Here is a 16,048-nt window from a genome sequence, read left to right as displayed (position 1 = left end):
CCTCGGGCCTCAGCCGCGCTGGACCAGGTGTCGCTCCGCGAGTTCGAGCGTGCCGTGGGTGAAGGGGACGCCCATCGACTGGGCGGTCGGCGTCTCGGCGTGCGACGCGACCCAGGCGGTGAGCAGGATCCGCCGCAGCAGCAGGAAGGTCGGCATGATCGCGCGCTCCTCGCGCGAGACCGGCGCGATCGCGGCGTAGCCCTCGAGCCAGGCGTCCTGCAGCTCCGGAATGAACGGTTCGTGCTCCATGAAGCTCACGGCCGCGGCGAAGTCGTACATGAACCAGGAGAAGCCGCAGTCGTCGAAGTCGATGACGCCGAGGCGGTCGCCGTCGACCAGCAAATTCGCCGGCCGGAGGTCGGCGTGGATCAGCCCGAAGCGCTCCGGCGCCGCGCCATAGGCCTCGACCTCGCGGCGCAGGACCGCCGAGGCGCGCTCGATCAACGCCCGGCCCTCAGGCTCGAGGCCGAGCCCGTCGCGCCAGTCGCCCCACAACGGGCGGTCGCCCAGCATGGCGTCGAAGTCCCATAGCTTGCGGCGGAAGCGCGCTGGCGTCCGCCAGCCGCGGACATGGCCATGGAGTCCGGCGGTGATGGTCCCGAGCGTGCGGTACCAGTGCGGCATGTCCGCTCCCGGTTCCGGCTCCCCGCCGCTCATGTGCTCGAAGGCGACGACGTGGCGCAGGCTGCCCTCGTCCTCGAAGGCGCCCAGCAGTTCGCCGTCGCGCATACGCAGCGGCTCCGGCGTGGCGGCGACGCCGTCGGCGCGCAGCGCCTCGATCCAGGCGAGCTCGGAGCGGATCTCCTCGAGCGTATGATAGTCCGGCCGGTGGACGCGGAAGACGATGCGCCGCCCGTCGTCGTCAGCGAGGAACGTGGCGTTCTCGGAGATGGTCAGAAGCCTGAGCCCGGCGTCCGGCCCGACGCCCCAGCGCGGCAGCGCTTCCCGCAGTCGCGCGGTGAGCCGCGCCAGAAAGTCGTCGTCGTACATCCGTCGCCTCGTGGAGTCTCCCGACAGACATTCCACGGAAATGTGGCGAACGCAACAAATGCTGACTGAATCGCCACAGGACGGAGGTTACGCCACCGTCACCTCGACGCCGTGCCGGCGCAGCGTTTCCGCCAACGGTCCCTCGGGCGTCTGATCGCAGACGAGGGCGCCGAGCTCGCGCCAGCTCGCGTAGCGGGCGGGGAACACCTTGTCGAACTTCGAGCGGTCCGCCACCACCAAGGTCTCGGCGGCCCGGGAGGCGAGCACGCTGAAGATCGCGGCCGGCTCCAGCCGCGCGTCGGTCGCGCCTTCCGAGGTCAGTCCGCTCGCCCCGAGGATGGCGAGGTCGGCGGAAAAATCGTGGAGGAAGCGCGCGGCGTGGACCCCCACCGTCGCGCCTTCGCTGGCGAGGTAGTTGCCCGGCGCCATGAGCACCGTGATCGTCGGATTGAGCGACAGCACGGTCGCCACGCTGAAGGAGTGGGTGACGACGGTCAGCCCCTTGTGCTCGACCGCGATGCGGCGGGCGACGTGCGTCGTCGTCGCGCCCGAGCCGATCATCACAAGAGCGCCCGGCTTGATGCGGGCCGAGGCCGCCCGCGCGATGCGCTCGCGCTCCGCCACGAACAGGCCGTGGCGCTCGCCGACCGAGGGCTCGGCCCCGCGCATCGGCACCGCTCCGCCGTAGGTGCGGTTGACGAGGCCCTGGTCGGTCAATTCGTCGAGATCGCGTCGGATCGTCTCCGTCGAGACTCGCAGCCGGCCCGCGAGATCGGCGACCCGAAGGCTGGGTTGCTGGGTGATCTGGGCGAGGATCTCTTCGTGCCGGGCGGCCTTGGTGAGTTTCATTCGCGTGATACGATCGCCTCATACATACTTCGTCGCGTAGGATTCCGGCGCGGTTCGCGGACTTGTCCGGTCAATCGCCGCCTCGCAAAATCTTACATGCCCTTATTCGACGATAAACTGTGATTTAAAGACGGTCATGATAGCTCTTCTCAAACGCTTCGGCGCGCTCAGGTCCGGACGAGGTTCTGCCAGCCCGACGGGGACCGCGGCCGGAGAGACGCGGGAAGCGCGTCTGCGGGCCGAGGCGGAGGCGAGCCTCGCCGCCGGCGACTGGACGAAGGTTCTCGACCTCACCAGCTCGAAGCGCGACCTCGCCGCCGACGTTCGGCTGCTCGTCTTTCGGCTGTCCGCCGCGCGCGCGCTCAAGGCCACGGCGGTCATCCAGGAGGTCGGTCTCGCGGCGGCGTGGCTGGCGATGACCGTGGTGATGAGGCGGCGGATCGCGCACGATCTCGCGGCCGCCGACATGCCCGAGCAGGCGTGGCGGGTGTTGACGGCGGATCCCGCGACGGTCGCCGATCCCCGCTTCCTGCAGTCGGCGCGCGCCATCAAGCAGAAGCTCACGGACCCGCGCCTGCTGGCCGAGGTCGACGCGGCGATCCAGAAAGCAGGCGGCGAGACGGTGGCGCTCGCCGATTACGAGCACGGTTACCGCGAGGCCGCCGGCCTGACGGCGCCGGGAACGGCGGCGTTACATGCCGCTCCGGGCGTCCCGACGGTTCATGTCCAGCGTCTCGAAGCCGATCTCGCTAGGTTTCGCGAGGGGCAGGCGAAGCCCTTCAAGCCGCGCGTCGGCTTCTACGAGAACGTCTTCGTCGACGGGATCGGGCAGGTCTGGAGCGAAGAAGGCTCGATCCTGCTCAGCCAGGGCGCGGCCGTTCCCAAGGTCTCGAAAGCCGACGTCGCGCACATCGAGCTGGCGCTCCACGTCTCCGGGCGGGCGAAGGGCCTCTATCCCTGGCTCGTCGAGCAGTCGCCGAAGCTGTCATGGCTGCTCGAGGGCGGCGCCCCGAAGCCCCGGCTTCTGCTCGGCGAGAAGGGGCAGGGATACGAGCTCGAGACCCTGCGGCTCGCGGGCCTCGACGTGGCGGACGTCGTCCGCGGCAGCCGGCCGGTCTTCGTCGAAAAGCTCCTCGTCGCGAAGGTGGGGCTGCGGTCGTTCCCGCGCTGGAACCGCATTGCGCCGATCTACGACCGCATCGTCGCCCGCGCCCTGACGGAAGCCTCGGCCGACGCGTCCGACCGCATCTATGTCTCGCGCAGCGACGCCAGCCGACGCAGGATGGAGAACGAGGCCGCCGTCGAGGCCGCCTTGGCCGCCCGCGGCTTCCGGATCTGCGTGCTGTCGGAGATGTCGCTGGCGGAGCAGATCGCGGTGATGAGCCGGGCGAAGGTGATCGTGGGCGCGCATGGCTCCGGGCTGTCGCACATCGTGGTCGCGCAGCCGGGCGCTAAGGTGATCGAACTCCTGCCGATCTGCGAAGGCGCCGACACGCAGCGGCTGAACTACGCGCATCTCGCCGTCGCGCGCGGGCTCGAGTACCACGCCTGGGCCGAAGCGCAGGCGGCCGCCAAAGCGCCCTGGAGCGTTCATCTCGACGGCTTCCTGGCTGCGCTCGACCCGATTCTGGGCGACGCGCGGCGCGCCACGGCGTGACGGCGCGGGCTCTCGGCGGAAGAGCGCGAGGGGCGCCGTCGCATGGTGTTGCCGTCGACCCTCGAAACGGGCATAACCCGGTGAAATTCGAGACTTCGGGGCGTAGCTCAGCCTGGTAGAGCGCCTGCTTTGGGAGCAGGAAGTCGCATGTTCGAATCATGTCGCCCCGACCAGTCGTTTTTCGCGCACGACGACCGCTAAGGACCCGCTCGAGGACCCCCGCCATGACCGCACGCATCTACAAGCCGGCGCGCAACGCGATGCAGTCGGGCGTCGGAAAGACCAAGCGCTGGTTGCTGGAGCATGATGCGGCGGAAGCGCGGCGGATCGAGCCTCTGATGGGCTGGACCTCGTCCGGCGACACCCGCGCGCAGGTGAAGCTCTGGTTCGACACCAAGGAAGAGGCGATCGCCTACGCCGAGCGCGAGGGTCTCGCCTTCCGCGTTCAGGAGCCGAAGCCGGCCGCGCCGCGCACCTTCTCCTACTCCGACAACTTCCGCGCCGGCCGTCCCGAGCCCTGGACGCACTGACCGGGCGCCTGGGCCGGCGAGCGAGTCGACGCGCGCGATCTCGTTAGAGACCCGCTGCGCGGTTTCCGAGATGAGCTGGCCGCGCTCGTCGCGCAGACAAGCCTCCTCGCAACGCAGGTTGGCGATGCGGGTGAGCGGCGCGAGCCTGCTGCATCCCCTCGAAAAGCCGACGACACGCTCGGTCGGATCTCGAAGATCGCTGAGATGTCCTCTTCGGAGGCATCGCGGATGAGGGTCATCAAGGGCAATCATCGTCATGGATGACCGCTTCGATCACGAAATGATGGGTTACGCGCTCGAAGAGGCACGGCAGGCCTTGGCCAAGGCGCATTTCCCTGTCGGCGCGGTGCTGACCATAGGGGAACGGGTCGTCGCAACTGGCCACAAGGCTATGGGGTCAAACCATCTCGATCATGCGGAGATGGTTGTGTTTCGCGCAGTATTCCAAGGTGATTACGACTACTCGCGGCAGGATAGCCTGGGCCTCTATACGACGCTTGAACCATGCATCATGTGTTGGGGCGCGCTTCGACACCTGCCGATCACGCGTTTGGTCTACGCGATGGAGGATGCCTATGGGGGCTGCGCCGAGGTTCCAGACGACGTCCTCCCGCCTCGACATCGAGGCCGCCCAGTGGCGATCCGCCGGGGGGTGCGCAGGGGGGAGGCTCGCGCGCTCTTCAGTCAGTTCCTCGATTCGACACAGGAGCCTTTCTGGTTGACGGGAGGCGCTCCTGAATTCGCCGCGGCGGTTCGCTCAAGCGGCGGCTGACCCCCGTACGGTCCTCCCGAAGGGGCCCGTCGGGAGTCATCGCGAGAGATCCAGAGCGCGCGGAATCCCGAGAGGTTGTTGGCGACCCCGGGTGGATTCGAACCACCGACCATCAGCTTAGAAGGCTGGTGCTCTATCCGGCTGAGCTACGGGGCCGCGTGACGTTCTCGCATGCGAGGCTCGGCCGACGACCGTCGTGGACTGCCCGTCAACCGTCCGGCATTCATAGCGGCGTGGATGGCGTCGTCAACGATGGCGATGGCCGCAGGACGGCGCCGTCAGCCGGCGCCGTCGTCGTTGGCGCCCGAGAGCTGGTCGACCGGGATCGACCGATCGCCGCCGCCGAAGCCGCCGTGGGTCTGGACGTAGTCCCGCAGCGCCGCGTTGATGCGGTCCTGCCAGCCGGCGCCGTCATCCTGGAAATAGAGCAGCACGTCCTGGTCCAGCCGGAGCGTGACCTGCTCGCGGGCGCCGGGGATGGCGGCGGGTTTGGGCGCCGGCGGGGCCGTGGGCGTCTTCGGCTTGAACGCCGCCTCGGCGGCGTCGCGGGGGTCTGTCGGCCGGCGGGCCATGGCGGTCTCCTCGGACGGCGGAATCGCGCCTCGGACGGCGCATCTCCACTCTATGTGGCCGTCTTCGGCGGCGATTGCGAGCGCTCAGCCCGCGCTGCAGGCGGCTCCGCCCAACACGCAGAAGGTTGCGCAGTGCGGATGATTGAGCGCGACGGGCCGGCTGGCCTCCGCGAGCGTCGCGCCGAGCTCGAAGCGCTCGTCGTAGGCGAGCAGGGTGCAGGCGAGCACGGCGGGGCGCTCCGCGCCTTTGCGCTTCACCACCATGCGGGAGGAGGCGCACATGAGGCTCCGCGGATCGACGCCCAGGAGGCCCCAGCAGGCGGTGGTGATCTCGGGCATGTCGGCGCCCGCGTCCATCTCCGGGAACAGCGTCAGCGCAACGGGGTCGGCGGCGTCGACGGGGACGCCGTGCTCGCCGAACAGCCGGGCGAAGCCCGCCCGCACCACGCCTTCCGCCTCGCCGGAGAACAGGCGCCCGGCGACGGAGAGCGCAAAGCCCTGATCCGCCAGCCATTTCAAGCCGTCGAGCGTGGGCTGGAAGCTGCGCGGCCCGCGCTCCAGCTCGTGCAGCGCCGGGTCGTAATGGTCGAGCGAGACCCGCAGCGCCAGCTGCGCGCCATAGCGCTCCTTCAGCGCCAGCAGGGGCGCTTTCAGCCGCTGCATCGGCCGCATGGCGTTCGTCAGCACCAGCGCCCGATGACCACGGGCGAGGGCGTCCTCGACCATCGCCAGAAGGTCGGGGTTCATGAAGGGCTCGCCGCCGGTGAAACCGATCTCGGCGAGTTCGGGATGGTCGCGCGCGGCCTCGTCGAGAAAGGCGCCGGCCTCCGCCGCCGTGATGTAGACGAGCCGGTCATTGCGGGGGGTCGACTCGATGTAGCAGTTCGCGCAGGCGAGATTGCAGAGCGTGCCCGTATTGATCCAGAGGGTGCGTAGGCTTGAGAGTCCGACCGTGGCGCGAGGCTCCCCGAGCGCGGTCGATGCGCCGTCCTGAAACTTTTCGGGCGCCAGTCGCGGCGCCGCGGTCGAGATCGGCCAAGCCGGCGCGTCGTCCGCGTCTCGGCGCCAGACGAAGCCGCCGGGCTCGACCGTGCGGCCCGTGCGCTTGGCCTCGGGCGGAGGTAGCACGTCGCAGCTCGGCCAAAGGCCGCTTCCGAGCGCCGAGGCGTAGCCCTCGGGCAAGCCGGCCGCGCGCATCTTCGCCGCCGCCGCCGCCCAGCCGTACTCCAGCCGCCGGTGCTCGACGACGACGCTCCGTGGGTCGGGGCCGGGGGTGAGGAGGCTGCACCAGACGTCCGCGCGGCCGTCGTTCGCCGGCATCCCGACCGCGCCGGGATTGTGCCAGAGCCGGCCGTCGATCACCTGGCTGAAGGGGAGGCCGGAGTGGCCCGCGACGATCCCGTCGACCCCGGACGCCGCGAGATCCAACGCTTTCACCCGCGCAGGCGTCGAGGGGAAGACGAAGCGCGCGATGTGGTCGAGCGACCCGTGGACCACCGCGAGGGTCAGGCCGCCGACCGCGACGTCGAGCCGGCGGGGCAGGGCGGCCATCCACGCACGGTCGTCCGGCCCGAGCTCGCGCGAGGCGTGCGCGAACCAGGCGGCGGAGAGCCGGTCGCAGGCGCTTCCGGGCGCGAAGCCGCAGCCGCAGTCCTCCTCGCCGGCCGCGAGCTGCTCCTCGCAATTGCCCATGACAACGTGGACGCCTGCGCCGCGAACGAGCTCCACGCAGGCCTTCGCGTCGGCGCCATAGGCCACGATGTCGCCGGTGCAGACCACGCGATGCGGCGGAACGCCGAGCCGCGCGGCCTCCCGCAGCGCGGCGGCGGTCGCCTCGAGGTTCGAATAAGGGCCCCCGAACAGAAACAGCGGGCCGTCCGGCGTCGTATCGGGAGGGATCGTCATGTCGTGAGATACGAAAGCCATGGGAGGGATGCTACACGTGTTCGAACGATTTGCCCGCAACCCGAGGGAGCCGCTTGTGCGCGCCGCATTCCGAGGCCTCGCCGCAGCTCTTCTCCTTGCCGCCGGCGGCGCTCCGGCCGGCGCGGAGACCCTGCGCTTCGCGGTCGGTCCGTTCCAGCCCACCCCGGGAGATACGCGAAAGGCCTACGAGCCGTTCTTCGCCTATCTCGCGAAGACGCTCGGGGTGGACTACGAGCTGGTGGTCACCACGGATTGGGCCGGCATCGCGACCGCGCTCGCGACCGGGCAGGCCGACGTCGCCTGGATGGGTCCCTGGGGCTACGTGCTCGCGAACCGCGAGGGCGACGCCCAGGCGATCGCGACGGTGAAGTACGACGGCAAGCCGACGTACCACGCCATCGTCGTCGGTCGTCCTGACCTCCAGATCGCGAACTGGCCGGAGGACGCCAGGGGCCTGAGCATCTCGTTCGCCGACGTCGGCTCCACCTCCGGCTGGCTGATCCCGACCTGGTGGTTCAAGACGAAGGGGATCGACCCCAGGACCTTCTTCAAATACCGCGACGGCGCCTCGCATCCGGCGAACGAGATCGCTGTCGCGAACGGGCAGGTCGACCTCGCCACCGACTACGACCGGAACCTCAAGGCCATGCAGGAGCGCGGGCTGCTGAAGCCGGATCAGGTCAGGGTGATCTGGACCTCGGAGCCGCTGCCGAACGACCCTCTGGTGGTGCGTAAGGGATTTGACCCTTCGCGCGTCGAGGCGCTGCGCAAGGCGGTGGTCGCGATCGACGAGGAAGAGGCGAAGGCGGTGATGCCGCCCCATTACACCGGCTGGGTTCCCGCCGCCCACGCCGACTACAAGCTGATCGAAGACGCCGGCGTCGCCGTCGGCAAGCTGAAGCCGCGGGCGCCTGAGTGAGCCGTGCCGTCTGACCTGAGGCGCGCGCTCGGCCGGCTGCTCGCGGCGATGATCGCGGTGGCCGTGCTTGCGCTCATGTGGCAGGTCGCCGAGGTCGATCTCGCCCGTCTGTGGCAGGGGCTGCCTCGGCTCGCCGCCTGGGGCGCCCGGGCCTGGCCGCCCGACTTCGAGGACGGCGTCACGCTTCTGCGCCGCGCCGGCGAGACGCTCGCCATGGCGACGCTCGGCACGCTTCTCGGCGCGCTCGTAGCCGCCCCGCTCTGCCTGCTCGCCGCCCGCACCACGGCGCCAGGCGTTCTTGTCTATGCGCCGGCCCGTGCGTTGCTGAACGTGCTGCGCGGGGTCGACAGCTTCGTCTTCGCCCTGCTGTTCGTGGCGGCCGTCGGTCTCGGGCCGTTTGCGGGTCTGCTGGGCATCGCGATGCATTCCGCAGGCTCGATCGCGAAGCTCTGGTCTGAGACGATCGAGCAGGCGGCTCCCGGCCCGGTCGAGGCCGCGACGCTCACCGGCGCCTCGCGCCTCAAGATCGCGCTGCATGCGCTCCTGCCGGACGTCGCCCCGGGGCTCGCCTCCACCGCGCTCTACATCCTCGAGTTCAACGTTCGAGCTTCGACCGTGCTCGGCGTCGTGGGTGCCGGCGGCTTGGGGCAGGAGTTGAAGAACGCCGTGGACCTGCTCGACTCGCCACGCGTGTTCGCGATCATCCTGATCATCCTCGTCATGGTGACCGCGATCGACGCCTTCAGCGCCTTCGCGCGCCGGAGGCTGGCATGAGCGGCGGCGTCGTCGTGCGCGGGCTCTCGAAGGCCTACGACGGCCGCGCAGCGCTTCGGAACGCCTCGCTCACCGCGCCGCGCGGCAGCTTCGTCGCGCTGCTGGGGCCGAGCGGCGCGGGCAAGACCACGCTGCTGCGGTGCCTCGCCCGCCTTGCCGATCCGGACGGAGGAGAAGCCTTCGTCGACGGCCGGCCGATGCATGCGCTGTCGGGCCGGGCTTTGAAGGAGGCGCGGGCGCGCATCGGCTTCGTGTTCCAGGACTTTAACCTCGTTCGGCGCCGCTCGGCCTTGGAAAACGCGCTCGGCGGCGTGCTGGCAAGCACGCCGCTGTGGCGCGTGGCGCTCGGGCGTCCGCGGCCGGACGACGCCCGCTCGGCGATGGCGGCGCTTGACCGTGTCGGGCTCGGCGACCGGGCCGACGCCCGTGCGGACGAACTCTCCGGCGGACAGCGCCAGCGGGTGGCGATCGCGCGCGCGCTGGTTCAGGACACCGCCGTGCTGCTGGCGGACGAGCCGGTGGCGAGCCTCGATCCCGACTCCGCCGCGGGCGTGCTCTCGCTGCTCAAGGACCTCACGCGGGAACGCGGACTTACGGTGCTCTGCAGTCTGCACCAGCATCACCTCGCGCGCGCCTACGCCGATGAGATCGTCGTCCTCGCGGCGCCGGAGGGCGACCTGTGAGGCTTTCGGTGGTCATCCCGGCCTTGAACGCCGAGCGCGAACTGCCGGCCACGCTCGCGTGCCTGGAGGAGGCGCGGCATGCGATCGCCGAGATCGTCGTCAGCGACGGCGGCTCGTCGGACGGCGCGCGCGACGTGGCGAAAGCGGTCGGCTGCCGGGTGATCGTCGGGTCGCGGGGCCGCGGCTCGCAACTCCGGCGGGGGGCAGAACTCGCGACCGGCGAGTGGTTGCTGTTCCTTCACGCCGACACGCGGCTGGACGCCGGCTGGAGCGCGGCCGCCGGGCGGTTCGCGATCGACGCCGGCGACAACCGAGCCGCGGCGTTCGCCTTTGCGCTGGACGATGACGCGCCTGCCGCCCGGAGGCTGGAGCGCATGGTGCGCTGGCGCGGCCGGCTGCTTGCCTTGCCCTACGGTGATCAGGGGCTGCTGATTTCGCGAGCGCTCTACGATCGCCTTGGCGGCTACGCCGATGCGCCCCTGATGGAGGACGTCGACCTCGTTCGCCGCATCGGCCGGCGTCGGCTGACGATCTTGCCCGTCCGCGCGGTGACGAGCGCCGCGCGCTACCGCCGGGACGGCTATCTCCGCCGCATGGTGCGGAACGCCCTCTGTCTCACGCTCTATCTCGGCGGGGTGTCGCCTGCGCGGATAGCGAGGCTCTATGGCTGAGCGCCGTCCGAGTCCGACGCTGTTCGTGATGGTGAAGGCGCCGGTCGCGGGCCGTGTGAAAACCCGGCTCGCGCGCACCATCGGCGCGCCGGAAGCGCTGCGCTTCTACCGCACGGCGACGGCGGCGCTGCTCCGGCGGGTCGGCCGGGACCCGCGTTGGCGCACGGTCCTGGCGGTCGCCCCCGACGTCGCGGCGGGGCATCGGTTCTGGCCGGCGGACATCGCGCGCATCGGGCAGGGGTCCGGCGACCTCGGCGCCCGGATGCAGCGGCTGATCGATCTCAACCGAAGCGCTCCGACCGTTATCGTCGGGTCCGACATTCCCGGCGTCCGGCGCAGCCATGTCGCGCAGGCGTTCCGGGCCCTGGGGACGCACGAGATCGTGTTCGGTCCGGCGGACGACGGCGGCTACTGGCTGATCGGCGCGCGCGGACGACCGCGTGTTCCGCGCCTGTTCGGAAACGTCCGGTGGTCGACGGAGCACGCCCTCGCCGACACGCGCGCGAACGCAGGAGACTCCGTGGGATTTCTGGAACGGCTCTCGGACGTCGACGAAGAGGTCGATTGGCGCGCGTGGCGTCGCGGGTAATATCGGAGCGTCCGAGGGCTTACGATATTGCACGCTCAAAGAATGAGTTTTGCGGAGGCGCCGGATCCATCCGCGAAAATTCCAGTTACCATTGCGCTCATACACGTCAAAGGAGCCTGAACGATGAACGCTTTGTCCGCCTGGGAACCTCGCGTCCTCAGCATCCTCCGCATCATGACCGGCCTGCTGTTTCTGGCGCACGGCACGATGAAGCACCTCGGCTTCCCCGCGTCCGCGCAGCTGCCGGCCGCGGGGTCGATGCCCTGGATCGCCGGCTGGTTCGAGCTCATAGGCGGCGCATTGATCGTTATCGGCCTGTTCACCCGACCGACCGCCTTCGTTCTCTCGGGCGTGATGGCCTTCGCCTACTTCCTGGCGCATGCGCCGAAGAGCTTCTTCCCCGTCCTCAACGGCGGCGACGCGGCGATCCTCTACTCCTTCGTGTTCCTGTACTTCGTGTTCGCGGGCGCAGGTGTCTGGAGCGTGGACGCGATGCGGTCGAAGTCCTCGCGGATCTGACGTCACTCGACGGCGGCGACCGCAATGTTGTCGATCAGCCGGACGCCGCCGATCCGCGCCGCGGCCAGCAGCCGCCGCGGCTTGCCCGGCCGCGTCGAGGCCGAGAGCGTCTCGGCGTCGCGGAGCTCGACGTAGTCGATCGTGAAGCCGGCGGCCTCGATCGCCCGGCGCGCGGAGATCAGGGCGGCGTCCGCCGGGGCGCCGTCCTCGATCGCCTCTCCCGCCGCGGCGAGCGCTGCGGACAGCGCGGTCGCCCGCCTGCGATCCTCCTTGCCGAGGTAGAGGTTGCGCGAGGACATCGCGAGGCCGTCCGGCTCCCGCATGGTCGCGCCCGCGACGATTTCGGTCGGCAAAGCGAGATCGCGGGTTAACGTCCGGATAACGGCGAGTTGCTGAAAGTCCTTTTCGCCGAAGATCGCGACGTCCGGCGCGCACTGGATCAGCAGCTTCGTCACGACGGTCGCGACGCCGGCGAAGAAATGCGGGCGCGCGTCGCTCTCAAGGCCGGCCGAGGGCCCGCCGACCGTCACCACGGTGGCCTCGCCCTCCGGATACATCTCGCCCGCCTCCGGCGCGAAGACCAGGTCGACGCCGGCCGCGGCGAGCTTCTCGAGGTCGCCGTCGAAATCGCGGGGGTAGGTGGCGAGGTCCTCGGTCGGGGCGAACTGCTTCGGGTTCACGAAGATCGACGTCACGACCCGCTCGGCGCGGGCGTGGCCGATCTGCACGAGCGAGATGTGCCCCGCATGAAGCGCGCCCATGGTCGGGACCAGCGCGATCCGTTCGCCGGCCTGCCGCCAGGGCTTCAGATGCGCGCGCAGATCGGCGACGGTGGTGACGACGGCGGGTCGGGACATCGGGCTCCTCGCGGGCTTCTCCGGGTCTCAGGCCCGGTTCGCGGGGAGCGGGTTAGCAGGATGCGGCGCGGCGCGCCACGGCGCCTGCGCGATGGCGGTGCGCGGCCCGGTCATGCTTTGGTGGCGCCGGGCGACGCGGGCGCCGCAGCTATGGAAGTCGTGAGTCGATGATCTGGGTTCTTGTGGGAGCGATGGCGCTCGCCGCGCTCGTGGCGCTCGGCCGCCTGTTCGTCGCGGCCGACGTGCAGCGCCTTCGGAAGACGCTGCGGTTTCTCGCCGGGGCCGCCTGGGCGATCGGCTTCGCCATGACGGTGTCCGGCAAGCCCGTGCTCGGCCTGACGCTGCTCGGACTCGGCGCCGTCGGGCTTGGCGCCGTCGCGCTGCCCGGCGCCCGCCGTCGCTCAGCCGCGTCCGAAGGTGATCGTCACCGCGGGGCGGCCGGCGGGAGTGAGGGCGCTCAGCGCGACGCGGACGGGCGGCGCGGCGGGGGAGGGTTCCGTCGGTCGGGCGTAATGACGGAACAGGAGGCGTATCAGATCCTTGGCCTGCAGCCGGGGGCGCGGGCGGAAGAAATCGTCCGTGCGCATCGGGCGCTGATGAAGAAAATCCATCCCGACCAGGGGGGGACGACGGAGCTCGCCGCCCGCGTCAACGCCGCGAAGGATATGCTGATGGGGCCGCGACATCGCTGACCTCCCCGCTCAGTTCTTGACAGCGAAGCAGCTGACGGAGCTGCGCTTGAGAGCCTTGCAGGCGGCGCCGGCGGAGCGTTCGTTGAAGCCGGCGAACCGCGCCCGGTAATAGGTGGTGTCGCCCTTTGCGTAGACCTCGGTGAACGGCTCGGCCGAGGACAGCACGCGGCCGCCCTTGGACTTGGCGTCCGACAGTAGGGCCTGGGCGGAGTCCGGGGCCGTGGTCGCGCCGATCTGGATGAACCAGCCCTTGCGCAGCGGCTGCCGCTCGGCGGTCGGGGCGACCTGCGGAGCGCCTTCGATGTCGTTGGAGGCGGAAGCGACGCGGACGGGGCGCGGGGAGGGCGTCGGGAGCGCGGACGCCTCGGTCTCGGCGTAGGCGCTCGCTTCCTGCGGGAGGTCGCGGTTGCGCACGACGCTGCCGGTGGTGGCGGGGGCGCCGACGACCCAGCGCAGGGTCTGCGGCGTGGTGGTGGCGCCGGCCGAGCTGGCGACCACCGGCTCCGCATCGGCGGCGACGACGCGTTCCGTCTGCACGATGCGGGCGGCTGAGGGCGTCGTGGTGGCGGCGACGGCCGCGACGCGCGGCGCAGGCGCGGCGGCGGGAATGGCGGGCGCGGCGACAGGCACGGGCACCGGCGCCGGGGTGGCCTCGACGGCCGGGGCCGGGATCGGCATCGGGATGGCGGCGATGACAGCCGGCCGCGTGCGGGCGGGGGCGCGCTCGCCGACTTCGGCGACAAGCGGCGCAGTGCGCGAACCGGGGGCCGCCTTCGGCATGTTGAGCGCGATCAGCTCGCGCATGTGGGCGTCGCGGGAGGCGCCGGAGCGTCCGCCCATCACGACCGCCACGATCGAGCGACCGTTGCTCTTCACCGAGGACAGCAGGTTGAAGCCGGAGGCGTTGGTGTAGCCGGTCTTGATGCCGTCCACGCCCTCGACGCGTCCGAGAAGCTGATTGTGGTTCGGCATCGAACGGCCGGCGAAATTGAACACCCGCGTTCCGAAGTAGCCGTAATAGCGCGGGAACCGATCCTGGATCGCGCGGCCCAGGGTGACAAGGTCGCGGGCGGTGGTCACGTGCGAGGGGTTCGGCAGGCCGGAGGCGTTGCGGAAGGTGCTCCGGCTCATGCCCAGCGCGCGCGCCTTGCGGGTCATCCGTTCCGCGAACGCCGCCTCCGAACCTTCGAGGTTCTCCGCGAAGGCGCAGGCGACGTCGTTCGCCGACTTGGTGACGAGGGCCTTGATGCCGTCCTCGACGCGCACGGCGCCGCCGGTGCGGACGCCGAGCTTGGTCGGGGGCATCATGGAGCAGCGGGACGACATGGTGATGCGCCCGTCGAGCTCGATCCGCCCGCGCTCGAGATCCTCGAACACGAGGTAGAGCGTCATGACCTTGGTGATGGAGGCGGGAAAGCGCAGCGAGTCCGAGTTCTTTTCGAACAGCGTGCGGCCGGTTTTGGCGTCCACGACCAGCGCGGCGTAGTTGGCCCGCGCGGAGATCGACTGGGCGATGGCGGGACGGGAGGACGTGGCCCGCACCTTCCGCTTCGATCGCGCGTCGGCGTCCGCGACGCCGGCGAAGGTGGCTCCCGCGAAAACCGTCGCGGCAAGAAGTCCGGTGACGATGCGGCCGCCACGGCCGGTTACGCAACTCGCAATCATAACGCCCTGTCCTCGTCGTCTCCGGCCGATGGTCGGAAGTCGCCGCACCTACCGCGCGGCGCTCGGAGCGTCACAAAGCCCGGCCGCAAGGGCGGCGCGTCTTCGCAAGCGTCTTCCGAGAGGCGCCGGACGAATCCAGGCCTGCGCGGCGCACCGTCCTCTGAACGGCACAGTCAACGACGCTAAGCAGACGCGGTTACGGGAGGGTTAAATCGATTGATAATTGTGCATCGCAAACATGTTCGTTGACAAAAATGTTGCAGTGCATATATCTCCGTCACGGCTTGTGGGGCTGACCCTGCCGCCGAGGGAGGCCCCAGGGGCCGATCGATTGCTGAACGGAGACGGGCGCGCTCGCCCGGAGGGAGCAACCACAATGAACGCCAATTTTGACGACGTGCAGAAGATTAGCAAAGAAAACGTTGATGTCGCGCTCAAGAGCTTCGGCGCTGTGAGCAAGGGTTTCCAGGCCATTGCGGTCGAGGTCGCCGACTACTCCAAGAAGTCGTTCGAGGACAGCACCGGTTTCGTCGAGAAGTTTTTCGGCGTGAAGACGCTGGACAAGGCGATCGAGCTGCAGACCGACTACGTAAAGTCCAGCTATGAGACCTACGTCTCGCGGATGACGAAGATCGGCGAGCTCTACGCCGACCTCGCGAAGGAAAGCTACAAGCCGATCGAGACCGCGATCTCCAAGGCCAAGTGACTGGCGTGATGCGTTGGCGGCGGGCGTAACGTCGCAGCCGCCGCGTCACAAGAGTCGACAGTCCGTGGGGCTCGCGCCCCCGGCATGATCCATCCGCATGAAAGCCCGGCTCGCGCCGGGCTTTTTTTTGGCCGCGGCGTTCATACCTGACGACAGGTCGGGTCGGCGTCCGATCTGGCGCACCCGGAAAATTGGGTTAGGATCGACGAAGCGGCCCGGCGCCGCGCCGCGCGGCGCGCCGGACGCAAGCGACGAGCCGAAGGCGAAACGGCGGTGAAATGAACGACGGCGCGACGACGCTTCTCTCTTCTGTCCGCGCAGATCTGGACGGACATGACGGCCCTTGGGCCGCGAACGGGCCGCGGCGGCCTGACGACGGCGGCCCTGGCGCCGCGGTCGTCACCAAGACGCGGCCGAAGACCAAGCGCCCGAGCCTTTATCGCGTGCTGATCTTGAACGACGACTACACCCCGATGGAGTTCGTCGTTCATGTGCTGGAGCAGTTCTTTTCGAAAGACCGTGAAGCGGCGACGCGCATCATGTTGCACGTCCATAATCACGGCGCGGGGGAGTGCGGCGTCTACACCTATGAGGTGGCCGAAACCAAAGTGACGCAGGTGATGGATTTTGCGCGAAAGCATCAGCATCCTCTGCAGTGCGTCATGGAAAAGAAGTGA

The 16,048-nt window shown here is 69.7% G+C and carries 18 protein-coding genes and 2 tRNA genes; 13 read left to right on the top strand and 7 right to left on the bottom strand.

Annotated elements, in window-relative coordinates; genetic code table 11:
- Nucleotides 1-9: 9 nt before the first annotated feature.
- Both JOD31_RS02740 and JOD31_RS02735 read right to left on the bottom strand, forming a co-directional pair.
- Nucleotides 10-990, bottom strand: a complete 981-nt coding sequence (locus JOD31_RS02740; protein WP_204948770.1) for a phosphotransferase enzyme family protein — start codon at nucleotides 988-990, stop codon at nucleotides 10-12.
- Between the two features lie 87 nt (nucleotides 991-1,077).
- Nucleotides 1,078-1,839 carry a DeoR/GlpR family DNA-binding transcription regulator gene (locus JOD31_RS02735; RefSeq protein WP_204948769.1) on the bottom strand — a complete coding sequence of 254 codons (762 nt, stop codon included), beginning with the start codon at nucleotides 1,837-1,839 and terminating at the stop codon, nucleotides 1,078-1,080.
- A 136-nt stretch (nucleotides 1,840-1,975) separates the two neighbouring features.
- Here JOD31_RS02735 and JOD31_RS02730 point away from each other — a divergent pair, with 136 nt between their 5' ends.
- The 4 genes from JOD31_RS02730 to JOD31_RS02715 all read left to right on the top strand — a co-directional run bounded on the left by JOD31_RS02730 (nucleotide 1,976) and on the right by JOD31_RS02715 (nucleotide 4,798).
- Nucleotides 1,976-3,496: a glycosyltransferase family 61 protein gene (locus JOD31_RS02730; RefSeq protein WP_204948768.1), complete on the top strand. Its 1,521-nt coding sequence runs from the start codon at nucleotides 1,976-1,978 to the stop codon at nucleotides 3,494-3,496.
- Nucleotides 3,497-3,592: 96 nt separating this feature from the next.
- A tRNA-Pro gene (locus JOD31_RS02725) sits at nucleotides 3,593-3,669 on the top strand.
- Nucleotides 3,670-3,720: 51 nt separating this feature from the next.
- Nucleotides 3,721-4,026, top strand: a complete 306-nt coding sequence (locus JOD31_RS02720) for an ETC complex I subunit (protein WP_204948767.1) — start codon at nucleotides 3,721-3,723, stop codon at nucleotides 4,024-4,026.
- Between the two features lie 256 nt (nucleotides 4,027-4,282).
- Nucleotides 4,283-4,798, top strand: coding sequence for a nucleoside deaminase (locus tag JOD31_RS02715; RefSeq protein ID WP_204948766.1), 516 nt, complete (start codon nucleotides 4,283-4,285; stop codon nucleotides 4,796-4,798).
- A 79-nt stretch (nucleotides 4,799-4,877) separates the two neighbouring features.
- Here JOD31_RS02715 and JOD31_RS02710 read toward each other — a convergent pair.
- The 3 genes from JOD31_RS02710 to JOD31_RS02700 form a co-directional block, all read right to left on the bottom strand.
- A tRNA-Arg gene (locus JOD31_RS02710) sits at nucleotides 4,878-4,954 on the bottom strand.
- A gap of 122 nt (nucleotides 4,955-5,076) precedes the next feature.
- On the bottom strand, nucleotides 5,077-5,370 hold the full coding sequence (locus JOD31_RS02705; protein ID WP_204948765.1) for a BrnA antitoxin family protein: 294 nt from the start codon (nucleotides 5,368-5,370) through the stop codon (nucleotides 5,077-5,079).
- A gap of 84 nt (nucleotides 5,371-5,454) precedes the next feature.
- Entirely contained in the window at nucleotides 5,455-7,275 is a 1,821-nt protein-coding gene (locus tag JOD31_RS02700) for a radical SAM protein (RefSeq protein ID WP_246482307.1), read from the bottom strand.
- A 37-nt stretch (nucleotides 7,276-7,312) separates the two neighbouring features.
- Between JOD31_RS02700 and JOD31_RS02695 the strand changes: the two genes are divergently transcribed.
- From JOD31_RS02695 to JOD31_RS02670, 6 genes are all read left to right on the top strand, one after another.
- Entirely contained in the window at nucleotides 7,313-8,215 is a 903-nt protein-coding gene (locus tag JOD31_RS02695) for a phosphate/phosphite/phosphonate ABC transporter substrate-binding protein (protein WP_271206148.1), read from the top strand.
- Between the two features lie 3 nt (nucleotides 8,216-8,218).
- Nucleotides 8,219-8,989, top strand: a complete 771-nt coding sequence (gene phnE, locus JOD31_RS02690; protein WP_204948763.1) for a phosphonate ABC transporter, permease protein PhnE — start codon at nucleotides 8,219-8,221, stop codon at nucleotides 8,987-8,989.
- A complete protein-coding gene (locus JOD31_RS02685; protein WP_204948762.1) occupies nucleotides 8,986-9,672 on the top strand; it encodes a phosphonate ABC transporter ATP-binding protein in 687 nt (228 codons plus the stop codon). The genes phnE and JOD31_RS02685 overlap by 4 nt, the downstream gene beginning before the upstream one ends.
- Entirely contained in the window at nucleotides 9,669-10,343 is a 675-nt protein-coding gene (locus tag JOD31_RS02680; protein WP_204948761.1) for a TIGR04283 family arsenosugar biosynthesis glycosyltransferase, read from the top strand. The genes JOD31_RS02685 and JOD31_RS02680 overlap by 4 nt, the downstream gene beginning before the upstream one ends.
- The gene (locus JOD31_RS02675; RefSeq protein WP_204948760.1) at nucleotides 10,336-10,932 is read left to right on the top strand and encodes a TIGR04282 family arsenosugar biosynthesis glycosyltransferase; all 597 of its coding nucleotides are present in this window, start codon (nucleotides 10,336-10,338) and stop codon (nucleotides 10,930-10,932) included. The genes JOD31_RS02680 and JOD31_RS02675 overlap by 8 nt, the downstream gene beginning before the upstream one ends.
- A 123-nt stretch (nucleotides 10,933-11,055) precedes the next feature.
- Nucleotides 11,056-11,451, top strand: coding sequence for a DoxX family protein (locus JOD31_RS02670; RefSeq protein ID WP_204948759.1), 396 nt, complete (start codon nucleotides 11,056-11,058; stop codon nucleotides 11,449-11,451).
- Between the two features lie 2 nt (nucleotides 11,452-11,453).
- On the opposite strand, the gene panC is transcribed toward JOD31_RS02670, so the two are convergent.
- The gene (gene panC, locus JOD31_RS02665; RefSeq protein ID WP_204948758.1) at nucleotides 11,454-12,308 is read right to left on the bottom strand and encodes a pantoate--beta-alanine ligase; all 855 of its coding nucleotides are present in this window, start codon (nucleotides 12,306-12,308) and stop codon (nucleotides 11,454-11,456) included.
- Between the two features lie 167 nt (nucleotides 12,309-12,475).
- Between panC and JOD31_RS19800 the strand changes: the two genes are divergently transcribed.
- A complete protein-coding gene (locus JOD31_RS19800) occupies nucleotides 12,476-13,000 on the top strand; it encodes a DnaJ domain-containing protein (protein ID WP_024816294.1) in 525 nt (174 codons plus the stop codon).
- A 9-nt stretch (nucleotides 13,001-13,009) separates the two neighbouring features.
- On the opposite strand, the gene JOD31_RS02655 is transcribed toward JOD31_RS19800, so the two are convergent.
- The gene (locus JOD31_RS02655) at nucleotides 13,010-14,665 is read right to left on the bottom strand and encodes a D-alanyl-D-alanine carboxypeptidase (RefSeq protein ID WP_204948757.1); all 1,656 of its coding nucleotides are present in this window, start codon (nucleotides 14,663-14,665) and stop codon (nucleotides 13,010-13,012) included.
- Nucleotides 14,666-15,041: 376 nt separating this feature from the next.
- On the opposite strand from JOD31_RS02655, the gene JOD31_RS02650 reads away from it, so the two are divergent.
- Both JOD31_RS02650 and clpS read left to right on the top strand, forming a co-directional pair.
- The gene (locus tag JOD31_RS02650) at nucleotides 15,042-15,371 is read left to right on the top strand and encodes a phasin family protein (RefSeq protein ID WP_020184900.1); all 330 of its coding nucleotides are present in this window, start codon (nucleotides 15,042-15,044) and stop codon (nucleotides 15,369-15,371) included.
- 278 nt (nucleotides 15,372-15,649) lie between these two features.
- Entirely contained in the window at nucleotides 15,650-16,048 is a 399-nt protein-coding gene (clpS, locus tag JOD31_RS02645; RefSeq protein WP_204948756.1) for an ATP-dependent Clp protease adapter ClpS, read from the top strand.

Source organism: Methylopila capsulata (genome assembly GCF_016907975.1).
Taxonomy (GTDB): Bacteria; Pseudomonadota; Alphaproteobacteria; order Rhizobiales; family Methylopilaceae; genus Methylopila; species Methylopila capsulata.
The sequence above is the reverse complement of the archived record's forward strand: the minus strand, read 5'-3'. Positions and strand labels throughout refer to the sequence as shown.